This is a genomic window from Pseudomonas sp. 008, assembly GCF_016861935.1.
Lineage (GTDB): Bacteria > Pseudomonadota > Gammaproteobacteria > Pseudomonadales > Pseudomonadaceae > Aquipseudomonas.
Genome location: NZ_BOMA01000011.1, coordinates 146,836 through 158,999, shown reverse-complemented (window position 1 = coordinate 158,999; position 12,164 = coordinate 146,836). Strand labels below are relative to the sequence as shown.

8 protein-coding genes are annotated in these 12,164 nt (G+C 60.5%); 7 read left to right on the top strand and 1 reads right to left on the bottom strand.

Annotated elements, in window-relative coordinates:
* Window positions 1–208 precede the first annotated feature (208 nt).
* The 4 genes from prpC to prpD all read left to right on the top strand — a co-directional run bounded on the left by prpC (window position 209) and on the right by prpD (window position 6,909).
* Window positions 209–1,336 (top strand): 2-methylcitrate synthase, encoded by a 1,128-nt coding sequence (gene prpC / locus JUI81_RS21875; protein ID WP_018925251.1) that lies wholly within the window; start codon window positions 209–211, stop codon window positions 1,334–1,336.
* A 111-nt stretch (window positions 1,337–1,447) separates the two neighbouring features.
* Window positions 1,448–4,042, top strand: coding sequence for a Fe/S-dependent 2-methylisocitrate dehydratase AcnD (acnD, locus tag JUI81_RS21870; RefSeq protein ID WP_204125019.1), 2,595 nt, complete (start codon window positions 1,448–1,450; stop codon window positions 4,040–4,042).
* Window positions 4,043–4,094: 52 nt separating this feature from the next.
* Entirely contained in the window at window positions 4,095–5,285 is a 1,191-nt protein-coding gene (gene prpF, locus JUI81_RS21865) for a 2-methylaconitate cis-trans isomerase PrpF (RefSeq protein WP_019579747.1), read from the top strand.
* A gap of 139 nt (window positions 5,286–5,424) precedes the next feature.
* Window positions 5,425–6,909, top strand: a complete 1,485-nt coding sequence (prpD, locus tag JUI81_RS21860) for a 2-methylcitrate dehydratase (RefSeq protein ID WP_204125018.1) — start codon at window positions 5,425–5,427, stop codon at window positions 6,907–6,909.
* Window positions 6,910–7,025: 116 nt separating this feature from the next.
* Here prpD and JUI81_RS21855 read toward each other — a convergent pair whose 3' ends face one another.
* Window positions 7,026–7,844: a pyruvate, water dikinase regulatory protein gene (locus tag JUI81_RS21855; protein ID WP_007940629.1), complete on the bottom strand. Its 819-nt coding sequence runs from the start codon at window positions 7,842–7,844 to the stop codon at window positions 7,026–7,028.
* Window positions 7,845–8,018: 174 nt separating this feature from the next.
* Between JUI81_RS21855 and ppsA the strand changes: the two genes are divergently transcribed.
* The 3 genes from ppsA to rraA all read left to right on the top strand — a co-directional run bounded on the left by ppsA (window position 8,019) and on the right by rraA (window position 12,163).
* Complete coding sequence (ppsA, locus tag JUI81_RS21850; RefSeq protein ID WP_026286343.1) at window positions 8,019–10,394, top strand: phosphoenolpyruvate synthase; 2,376 nt, start codon at window positions 8,019–8,021, stop codon at window positions 10,392–10,394.
* A gap of 95 nt (window positions 10,395–10,489) precedes the next feature.
* A complete protein-coding gene (locus tag JUI81_RS21845; RefSeq protein ID WP_019579750.1) occupies window positions 10,490–11,479 on the top strand; it encodes an alpha/beta fold hydrolase in 990 nt (329 codons plus the stop codon).
* Window positions 11,480–11,671: 192 nt separating this feature from the next.
* On the top strand, window positions 11,672–12,163 hold the full coding sequence (gene rraA, locus JUI81_RS21840) for a ribonuclease E activity regulator RraA (RefSeq protein ID WP_019579751.1): 492 nt from the start codon (window positions 11,672–11,674) through the stop codon (window positions 12,161–12,163).
* Window position 12,164 lies beyond the last annotated feature (1 nt).

Sequence of the window (12,164 nt, the reverse complement as noted above, 5' to 3'; positions counted from 1 at the left end):
GTAGCAGCTGCCGAGCTTGCGAGGCTGCGTTCGAGACCGAAGGGCTCGCCAAGCCAGGCAATTCGGTCTTTCAGATACACCGCGTATGCAGGGTTTACGACTGCTGCGCAGCCGAACGCAGCCTCGCAGGCTCGGCAGCTGCTACGAAAATAAGATAACCGTATAGAAGTTGCAGATTCCCTAACAAATTCAAAAACTGGAGACAGCAATGGCCGAAGCAAAAGTACTCAGTGGCGCCGGGCTCCGTGGCCAGGTTGCCGGGCAAACCGCACTGTCCACCGTGGGCCAGTCGGGCGCCGGCCTGACCTATCGCGGTTACGACGTGCGCGAACTGGCGGCGGACGCACAGTTCGAAGAAGTGGCTTACCTGCTGCTGTACGGTGAACTGCCGACCCAGTTACAACTGGCCGGCTATACCGAGAAACTAAGCAAGCTGCGCGACCTGCCGCAAGCGCTGAAAGAAGTGCTGGAGCGCATCCCTGCCGACGCCCATCCGATGGATGTGATGCGCACCGGTTGCTCGTTCCTGGGCAACATCGAGCCGGAGAAGGATTTCTCCGAGCAGCACGACAAAACCGACCGCCTGCTGGCCGCGTTTCCGGCGATCATGTGCTACTGGTATCGCTTCAGCCACGACGGCAAGCGCATCAACTGCGTGACCGACGAAGCCTGCATCGGCGGCCATTTCCTGCACCTGTTGCACGACAAGAAGCCGAGCGAGTTGCACGTCAAGGTGATGAACGTTTCGCTGATCCTCTACGCGGAACACGAATTCAACGCCTCGACCTTCACCGCCCGGGTGTGTGCCTCGACGCTGTCGGATCTGTATTCCTGCATTACAGCCGCCATCGGTTCCCTGCGCGGCCCGCTGCACGGCGGGGCCAACGAAGCGGCGATGGAAATGATCGAGCGCTTCAGCTCGCCGGAAGAGGCGGTCGAGGGCACCCTCGGCATGCTGGCACGCAAGGACAAGATCATGGGCTTCGGCCACGCGATCTATAAGGACAACGATCCGCGCAATGAGGTGATCAAGGGCTGGTCGAAAAAACTCGCCGACGAAGTGGGCGACACGGTGTTGTTCCCGGTTTCAGAAGCCATCGACGCAACCATGTGGGAACAGAAGAAACTGTTCCCGAACGCCGACTTCTACCACGCCTCGACGTACCACTTCATGGGCATCCCGACCAAGTTGTTCACACCGATCTTCGTCTGCTCACGCCTGACCGGCTGGGCGGCGCATGTGTTCGAACAACGTGCCAACAATCGCATCATCCGCCCGAGCGCCGAGTACGTCGGCGTCGAACAGCGCAAGTTCGTGCCAATCGAACAACGCTGACCGGGGAGGGCGCCGGTACTGGTTACTGAAGGAACCGGGAACCCCGCAGGTCGGGGTTCGGCCCGGTGCCAGGCGCCTACCTATTGAAATTACCGTGACCGAGTCCTGACGATGAATACTGAATTCCGCAAACCGCTGCCCGGCAGCTCTCTGGATTATTTCGACGTCCGTGCGGCGGTCGATGCCATTGCACCCGGCGCCTACGACACCCTGCCGTACACCTCCCGCGTGCTGGCGGAAAACCTCGTGCGTCGCTGCGACCCGGCCACGCTCACCGATTCCCTGAAACAACTGATCGAGCGCAAACGCGACCTCGACTTCCCGTGGTTTCCGGCCCGCGTGGTGTGCCACGACATTCTCGGCCAGACCGCCCTGGTGGACCTTGCCGGCTTGCGCGATGCCATCGCCCTGCAAGGCGGCGACCCGGCGCAAGTGAACCCGGTGGTGCCAACGCAATTGATCGTCGATCACTCGCTGGCCGTCGAGTCCGGCGGCTTCGATCCCAAGGCGTTCGAAAAGAACCGCGCCATCGAAGACCGTCGCAACGAAGACCGTTTCCACTTCATCAACTGGACCAAGAAAGCCTTCAAGAACGTCGACGTGATCCCGCCGGGCAACGGGATCATGCACCAGATCAACCTGGAGAAAATGTCGCCGGTGATCCAGGTGCGCGACGGCGTGGCTTTCCCTGATACCTGCGTGGGTACTGACAGTCACACGCCACACGTCGATGCGCTGGGTGTGATCGCCATCGGCGTTGGTGGTCTGGAAGCGGAAAGCGTGATGCTCGGCCGCGCATCGTGGATGCGTCTGCCGGAAAGCGTTGGCGTTGAACTCACTGGCAAGCTGCAACCGGGCATCACCGCCACCGACATGGTGTTGGCGCTGACCGAATACCTGCGCAAACAAAAAGTCGTTGGCGCATGGCTGGAGTTCTTTGGTGAAGGCGCGTCAAACCTCACCCTCGGCGACCGCGCGACCATTTCCAACATGGCCCCGGAATACGGCGCCACTGCGGCAATGTTCTACATCGACCAGCAGACCATCGACTACCTGAAACTCACCGGCCGTGAAGACGAGCAAGTGCAACTGGTCGAGAACTACGCCAAACAGACCGGCCTGTGGGCCGACAGCCTCAAAGGCGCGCAGTACGAGCGTGGGCTGAGCTTCGACCTGTCCTCGGTGGTGCGCAACATGGCAGGCCCGAGCAACCCGCATGCGCGTGTTGCGACCTCGGATCTGGCTGCCAAAGGCATCTCCGGCCAGTGGGAAGATGTGCCCGGCCAGATGCCGGACGGCGCGGTGATCATCGCTGCCATCACCAGTTGCACCAACACCAGCAACCCGCGCAACGTCATTGCCGCCGGCCTGCTGGCGCGCAATGCCAACAAGCTTGGGCTGACCCGCAAGCCATGGGTCAAGTCGTCCCTGGCACCCGGTTCGAAAACCGTGGCGCTGTATCTGGATGAAGCCGGCCTGACCAAAGAGCTGGAGCAACTCGGCTTCGGCGTCGTGGCCTTCGCTTGCACTACCTGCAACGGCATGTCTGGTGCGCTGGATCCGGTGATCCAGCAAGAGATCATCGACCGCGACCTGTACGCCACCGCCGTACTCTCCGGCAACCGCAACTTCGACGGGCGGATTCACCCGTACGCCAAGCAGGCGTTCCTCGCATCGCCGCCATTGGTGGTGGCTTATGCCATCGCCGGCACCATCCGTTTCGACATCGAAAAAGATGTACTGGGCGTGGTCGATGGCAAGGAAATCCGCCTGAAAGACATCTGGCCGAGCGACGAAGAAGTCGACGCGGTGGTCAAGGCCTCGGTCAAGCCGGAGCAGTTCCGCCAGGTGTACATTCCGATGTTCGCCATCCACGAAGATACCGGCCCGAAAGTCACGCCGCTGTACGACTGGCGCGAGATGAGCACCTACATCCGTCGTCCGCCGTACTGGGAAGGCGCGCTGGCCGGCGCGCGTCCGCTCAAGGGCATGCGCCCGCTGGCGGTGCTGCCGGACAACATCACCACCGATCACCTGTCGCCTTCGAACGCGATCATGCTCGACAGCGCGGCGGGTGAGTACCTGGCGAAAATGGGCCTGCCGGAAGAGGACTTCAACTCCTACGCCACGCACCGCGGCGACCACTTGACCGCGCAGCGCGCAACCTTCGCCAACCCGAAACTGTTCAATGAAATGGTGCAGGAAAACGGCAAGGTCAAGCAGGGTTCTCTTGCCCGCGTGGAGCCGGAAGGCAAAGTGATGCGCATGTGGGAAGCCATCGAAACCTACATGGAACGCAAGCAGCCGCTGATCATCATTGCCGGTGCCGACTATGGCCAGGGTTCGTCCCGGGACTGGGCGGCCAAAGGCGTGCGTCTGGCGGGGGTGGAAGCGATTGCCGCCGAAGGTTTCGAGCGCATTCACCGCACCAACCTGGTGGGCATGGGCGTGTTGCCGCTGGAGTTCCTGCCGGGTACCAATCGTAAAACCTTAGGGATAGATGGCAGCGAAACCTATGACGTGATCGGCGATCGCACCCCGCGCGCGACGTTGACGCTGGTGATCAACCGCAAGAACGGTGAACGCGTCGAAGTGCCGGTGACCTGCCGCCTCGACACCGCCGAAGAAGTGTCGATCTACGAGGCCGGCGGCGTGTTGCAGCGTTTCGCTCAGGACTTCCTCGAAGAGTCGGCGGTTGCCGTTTAACACGACGAGCCGCGCGGGATTTCAAGTCCCGCGCTGGCCATACAGGATCAATATGGCTCACGCATCTCAGATAAAAATCCCTGCCACCTACATGCGCGGCGGCACCAGCAAAGGCGTGTTCTTCAGCCTCAAGGATTTGCCCGAAGCGGCGCAGATGCCAGGCACCGCCCGCGATGCCTTGTTGCTGCGCGTGATCGGCAGTCCCGATCCGTACGAGAAGCAAATCGACGGCATGGGCGGCGCGACATCCAGCACCAGCAAAACCGTGATCCTGTCGAAAAGCATCAAGGCCGATCACGACGTCGATTACCTGTTCGGTCAGGTCGCCATCGACAAACCTTTCGTCGACTGGAGCGGCAACTGCGGCAACCTGTCGGCGGCGGTCGGTTCGTTCGCCGTCAGCAATGGCCTGGTGGATGCCAGCCGCATTCCGCACAACGGTGTGGCGGTGGTGCGCGTGTGGCAGGCCAACATCGGCAAGACCATCATCGCTCATGTCCCGATCACCAATGGCGAGGTGCAGGAAACCGGTGATTTCGAACTCGACGGCGTGACCTTTCCGGCCGCCGAAGTGCAGCTCGAATTCATGGATCCGGCGGCGGAAGAAGAGGGTGGCGGTGGCTCGATGTTCCCCACCGGCAATCTGGTGGACGACCTTGAAGTGCCAGGTGTCGGCACGCTCAAGGCTACCCTGATCAACGCTGGCATCCCGACCATATTCATCAATGCCGAAGACATCGGCTACACCGGCACCGAGTTGCAGGGCGCGATCAACAGTGACCTGGAGGCTTTGGCAATGTTCGAAACCATCCGCGCTTACGGTGCGCTGCGCATGGGGCTGATTGAACACCTGGATGAAGCCGCCAAGCGCCAGCACACGCCGAAGGTCGCGTTCGTCGCCAAACCTGCGGATTACATTGCGTCCAGCGGCAAGAAAATCGCAGCCACCGACATCGACCTGCTGGTGCGCGCGCTGTCCATGGGCAAGCTGCACCACGCCATGATGGGCACGGCCGCGGTGGCGATCGGCACGGCGGCGGCGATTTCCGGCACGCTGGTCAATCTGGCGGCGGGCGGCATTGAACGCAACGCCGTGCGCTTCGGTCATCCGTCCGGCACCTTGCGCGTGGGCGCCGAGGCCGCTCAGGTCAACGGTGAGTGGACGGTGAAAAAAGCCATCATGAGCCGCAGTGCGCGGGTGTTGATGGAAGGATATGTCCGTGTGCCGGGGGATTGTTTCTAACCTCAATCCAGGCATACACAAATCCCTGTGGAAGCGCCGCTCCCACAGGTGATGCATTTCCAAAACAAGAGTGTTGTACCGACTGAGACTACCCTGAACCGAGGTCCCATCAACGAACCACTTCAAGAGTGAATCGAACATGAGCGCCAACGTCGACCTGAACACCCGCCCCGACTACGACACGGTTCTGCAGGACATCGCCGACTACGTCCTCAATTTCACCATCCAGTCGCCCGAGGCGCTTGATACTGCCCGCAATTGCCTGATGGACACCCTTGGCTGCGGCTTACTGGCGCTGCGTTTCCCCGAATGCACCAAACACCTGGGTCCTATCGTCGAAGGCACTGTCGTCCCCTGCGGCGCCCGCGTGCCCGGCACCAGCTATCGTCTCGACCCGGTCAAGGCCGCTTGGGACATCGGTTGCATCGTCCGCTGGCTCGATTACAACGACACCTGGCTCGCCGCCGAATGGGGGCATCCGTCCGATAACCTCGGCGGTATTCTCGCGGTGGCCGACCACCTGTCGCAAAAGCGCCTGGCCAATGGCGACGCCCCGTTGACCATTCGCGCTGTGCTGGAAGCCATGATCATGGCGCACGAGATTCAGGGCGTGATCGCCCTGGAAAATTCGTTCAACCGCGTCGGTCTCGATCACGTGATTCTGGTGAAAGTCGCCTCGACCGCCGTCACTGCCAAACTCATGGGCGCCAATCGCGAGCAACTGCTGTCGGCGTTGTCCCATGCCTTTGCCGACGGCCAGGCGCTGCGCACTTACCGGCATGCGCCGAACGCCGGATCGCGTAAATCCTGGGCGGCCGGAGATGCGACCAGTCGGGGCGTGCGTCTGGCGGACATTGCGATGCATGGTGAGATGGGCATCCCCGGCGTACTGACCGCCAAGCAATGGGGTTTCTACGATGTACTGTTCAGCCACACCAACAACGACCTGGGGCTCAAGCCTGAAGGCAAGCGTGCTTTCAGTTTTTCCCGGCCGTTCGGCAGCTATGTGATGGAAAACGTGCTGTTCAAGATCAGCTTTCCCGCCGAGTTCCACGCGCAAACGGCCTGCGAAGCAGCCGTCACCCTGCATCCATTGGTCAGGAATCGCCTGCATGAAATCGACAGGATCGTTATCACCACCCACGAATCAGCGATCCGTATCATCTCCAAGGTCGGCCCGCTGGCCAACGCCGCGGACCGCGATCACTGCCTCCAGTACATGACCGCCGTGCCTCTGGTATTCGGCAATCTGGTAGCTGAGCAGTACGAAGACGACTTCCACGCCGCGCACCCGATTATCGATGTGCTACGCGACAAGATGGTCATTGTCGAAGACCCGCGTTTCACCCGCGAATACCTGGAACCGGACAAACGCTCCATCGCCAATGCGCTGCAGGTGTTCTTCAAGGATGGTTCCAGCACCGATAACGTGGTGGTGGAGTACCCGATTGGTCATCGCCGGCGCCGTGCTGATGGCATTCCGTTGCTGGAAGACAAGTTCAAGGCCAACCTGGCGACGCGCTTCACGGCTCAGCGGAGTGCCGAGATCCTTGCGCTGTGCAAGGACCCGGCAGCACTTGAGGCGACGCCGGTGAACCGGTTTGTGGATTTGTTTGTGATCTAGCTGGCCGCGTTATCGTTCTTCGCGGGCAAGCCTGGCTCCTACAGGTCACGTGATTCACACCGAACCCTGTAGGAGCAAGGCTTGCCCGCGAAGGCGGTGGAGCAGGCGCCGGGAAGCTACTTGAACCGCCGCTCCACACCTTTTTCCACCAGAATCTTCGCCGAAATCTCTTCCACGGAGAAATGCGTTGAATTGATGTGGGGAATGTTCTCGCGTCGGAACAGATTCTCCACCTCGCGCACTTCGAATTCGCACTGCGCGTAGCTCGAATAGCGGCTGTTGGGCTTGCGTTCGTTGCGGATTGCGGTGAGGCGGTCCGGATCGATGGTCAGGCCGAACAGCTTGTGCTGGTGGGCGCGCAGGGCGGTCGGCAGTTGCAGACGCTCCATGTCGTCTTCGGTCAGCGGATAGTTGGCTGCGCGGATGCCGAATTGCATGGCCATGTACAAACACGTCGGTGTTTTGCCGCATCGCGACACGCCTACTAGTATCAGGTCAGCTTTGTCGTAATAGTGCGTGCGGGCGCCATCGTCATTGTCGAGGGCGAAGTTCACCGCCTCGATGCGCTCCATGTAATTGGAGTTATGGCCGATGGAGTGGGATTTGCCGACGGTGTAGGAAGAATGCTCGGTCAGCTCCTGTTCAAGGGGCGCCAGGAAGGTCGAGAAAATGTCGATCATGAAACCATTCGACGTTGCGAGAATCTCACGAATGTCCTGATTGACAATGGTGTCGAAAATAATCGGACGAAAACCATCGTTTTCGGCGGCTTTGTTGATTTGTTGTACCATGGCCCGCGCTTTATCTACGTCGTCGATATACGGTCGTATGATTTTGCTGAAGGTAATGTTTTCGAACTGCGCCAGCAGGCTTTGGCCGAGGGTTTCGGCGGTAATGCCGGTGCCATCGGAGATAAAGAAAGCAGATCGTTTCATTTGCACCTTGGGCCTTAAGCTAGTGACGATTCTTGGATATAGTAGGCGCGATTTGTCGGCCACCGATGGCCCGCATTCTCACTTATTTTCCAGGTCCAGGCCATACAGCCGGCAAAGGCTCCCCCGAGTCGCCGGCTTCTGAGCTTTTCCAACACAGTTAGTGGAGAGATCACCTTGGTAGAGTACGTAGTTTCCCTCGATAAGCTCGGCGTCCATGATGTAGAGCATGTGGGGGGCAAGAACGCATCCCTGGGCGAGATGATCAGTAACCTTGCAGGCGCCGGTGTATCGGTGCCAGGTGGCTTTGCCACGACAGCTCAGGCTTATCGTGATTTTCTGGAACTGAGCGGCCTGAACGATCAGATCCACGCCGCCCTCGACGCCCTGGACGTCGATGATGTAAACGCCTTGGCCAAGACCGGCGCCCAGATCCGTCAATGGATCATGGAAGCCGAGTTCCCCGAGAAGCTCAACGCCGAGATCCGCACCGCGTTCGCCACGCTGTCGGCCGGCAACCCTGACATGGCCGTGGCCGTGCGCTCTTCCGCTACCGCCGAAGACCTGCCGGACGCTTCCTTCGCCGGCCAGCAGGAAACCTTCCTGAACATCCGTGGTGTCGAAAACGTCATTCGCGCCGCCAAAGAGGTGTTCGCTTCACTGTTCAACGATCGCGCCATTTCCTACCGCGTCCACCAGGGCTTCGACCACAAGCTGGTGGCCCTGTCGGCTGGCGTGCAGCGCATGGTCCGCTCCGAAACCGGCACCGCCGGCGTGATGTTCACCCTCGATACCGAATCGGGCTTCCGTGACGTGGTGTTCATCACCGGCGCCTACGGCCTGGGTGAAACCGTCGTACAAGGCGCGGTGAACCCGGATGAGTTCTACGTCCACAAAGGCACGCTGGAAGCCGGCCGCCCGGCCATCCTGCGTCGCAACCTGGGCAGCAAAGCCATCAAGATGATCTACGGCGACGAAGCCAAGGCTGGTAAATCGGTCAAGACCGTCGACGTGGACAAGGCTGATCGCGCACGTTTCTGCCTGACCGACGCCGAAGTCAGCGAACTGGCCAAGCAGGCGATGATCATCGAGAAGCACTACAAGTGCCCGATGGACATCGAATGGGCCAAAGACGGCGACGACGGCAAGCTCTACATCGTGCAGGCCCGTCCGGAAACCGTGAAGAGCCGCACCCAGGCCAACGTCATGGAACGTTACCTGTTGAAAGAAACCGGCACCGTGCTGGTGGAAGGTCGTGCCATCGGCCAGCGCATCGGCGCCGGCAAGGTGCGGATCATCAAGGACGTGTCCGAGATGGACAAAGTCCAGCCGGGCGACGTGCTGGTTTCCGACATGACCGACCCGGACTGGGAACCGGTCATGAAGCGCGCCAGCGCCATCGTCACCAACCGTGGCGGCCGTACCTGCCACGCGGCGATCATCGCTCGCGAGCTGGGCATCCCGGCCGTGGTCGGTTGCGGCAACGCCACCCAGCTGTTGAAAGACGGCCAGGGCGTGACCGTTTCCTGCGCTGAAGGCGACACCGGTTACATCTTCGAAGGCGAACTGGGCTTCGACATCAAGAAAAACTCCGTGGATGCCATGCCGGAGCTGCCGTTCAAGATCATGATGAACGTCGGCAACCCGGACCGCGCCTTCGACTTCGCGCAACTGCCGAACGCCGGTGTGGGCCTGGCCCGTCTGGAGTTCATCATCAACCGCATGATCGGGGTGCACCCCAAGGCGTTGTTGAACTACGGCGGCCTGCCGCAGGAAATCAAGGACAGCGTCGACAAGCGCATTGCCGGTTACAACGACCCGGTCGGCTTCTATGTCGACAAACTGGTCGAAGGCATCAGCACCCTGGCGGCAGCGTTCTGGCCGAAAAAGGTCATCGTGCGTCTGTCGGACTTCAAGTCCAACGAATACGCGAACCTGATCGGCGGCAAACTCTACGAGCCGGAAGAAGAAAACCCGATGCTGGGCTTCCGTGGCGCTTCGCGTTACATCAGCGAATCGTTCCGTGACTGCTTCGAGCTCGAGTGCCGCGCCCTCAAGCGCGTGCGTAACGAGATGGGCCTGACCAACGTTGAGATCATGGTGCCGTTCGTCCGTACCCTGGGCGAAGCGAGCCAGGTGGTCGATCTGCTGGCTGAAAACGGTCTGGCCCGTGGCGACAACGGTCTGCGCGTGATCATGATGTGCGAACTGCCGTCCAACGCGATCCTGGCTGAAGAATTCCTCGAGTTCTTCGACGGTTTCTCCATCGGCTCCAACGACCTGACCCAGCTCACACTGGGCCTGGACCGTGACTCCGGGATCATCGCGCACCTGTTCGACGAGCGTAACCCTGCAGTCAAGAAACTGCTGGCCAACGCCATTGCCGCGTGCAACAAGGCCGGCAAGTACATCGGCATCTGCGGTCAGGGCCCTTCGGACCACCCGGACCTGGCCAAGTGGCTGATGGAGCAGGGCATCGAAAGCGTTTCGCTGAACCCCGATTCCGTACTGGAAACCTGGTTCTTCCTGGCTGAAGGTCAGGCTTCGGCTTGATGGTGTGAGTGAAAGGGCCGATCTGTGATCGGCCCTTTCAGAGATTCAAGTAGGGCGGGCTCCTCTGGATGCCGCCCTTTTTTGTGCAAGAGCATATGCAAAGTAGCAGCAACCTATTTCCTGTCGCCCTGATCAGCGCCGAGCGGCGCGGCGATCTGAGCGAAGACGTCTATCGTTTGAAACCCGGCAACAGCCCCGACGGCACCGTTGAGCTGGCTGTGACACGCCTGGGCCTGGCCGATGAGCCGGCGGTGCGTGGCGTGCCGGTGATTCTGCTGCACGGCAGCTTTTCCAATCGGCGGTTCTGGTTTTCTCCCAAAGGTTTGGGCCTGGGCGCTTACCTGACGCGTCTGGGATTCGATGTGTGGATTCCGGAAATGCGCGGTCACGGCCTGTCTCAGCGCAACCAGAACTATCGCCAGAACAGCGTCGCCGACTATGCGCGTTACGATTTGCCGGCCATTGGCGCGTTCGTGCGCGAGCAAAGCGGCCAGATCCCGCACTGGATCGGCCATTCGCTGGGCGGCATTACCCTCGCCGCGGCGTTGGGCGGCCAGTACCTGGGCGAGCCCGCCGTGGCTTCTGCGGCGTTTTTCGGCACGCAAGTCAGCCGTACTTACTGGCCGTTGAAGTTTCCACCAGTGGAGTGGAGCGGGCGCTTCATTCTCAAGCGTTTTGCCCAACTGTCGGGCTCACGGCTCAAACGCGGCCCGGAGGACGAGCCGATAGGCCTGGCCCTGGAAAGCATGCGTTGGTACGGGCTGTTCGGCCGCTTCGGCGATGCCGACAAAGACTGGTGGGCGGGGTTGGCCGAGGTGCAATTGCCGGTGCTGGCCGTGAGTGCCGCGGGCGATCATCAGGACCCGACCTGGGCCTGCCATAAGCTGTTCGATCAAGTCGGCTCCGAGCACAAGCAGTTCATCACCCTTGGCCGCGAGCACGGCTTTGGCGATAATTTCGGTCACGTGGAAATGCTGGTCAGCAAGGCTGCACAGGCTGAAGTCTGGCCGTTGGTAGCGCGCTGGCTGGCGGATCAACAAACGCCTTTACTGGGTGAAAAGCCGGATTTGGCCACAGCGATTTGAGCCTGATGCTCTAACAAGGGCATTTCTCTCTGGTCGGCTTGCGGCTAATATGTGACGCATTGAGTGGTTCTGGTCACTTTGAGTGACTGATGCGGTCGCTGGGTTCGTGCGAGCGGAGCGATTTGCAACCGTCCAGCCTTGGCCCGAGTATGCTGCATACTCGATTGTCTTCCTTGTTACAGGAGTTTCTCGATGAATCATTACCTCACGCCTGACCTGTGCGACGCCTATCCGGAGCTGGTGCAGGTGCTGGAACCGATGTTCAGCAATTTCGGCGGCCGTGATTCTTTCGGCGGCGAAATCGTGACCATCAAATGTTTCGAAGACAACTCGCGGGTCAAGGAGCAAGTCGAGCTCAAGGGCAACGGCAAGGTGCTGGTGGTCGACGGTGGCGGTTCCCTGCGCCGCGCGCTGTTGGGCGACATGCTGGCCGAGAAAGCCGCGAACAACGGTTGGGAAGGGCTGGTGATCTACGGTTGCATCCGCGACGTCGACGTCATCGCGCAAACTGATCTGGGGGTTCAGGCCCTGGCCAGTCACCCGATGAAAACCGACAGGCGCGGTGTTGGCGATCTCAACGTTGCCGTGACCTTCGCGGGCGTGACCTTTCACCCGGGCCACTACGTTTATGCGGACAACAACGGCGTGATCGTCTCGCCAAGCCCGCTGAAAATGCCTGAATAAG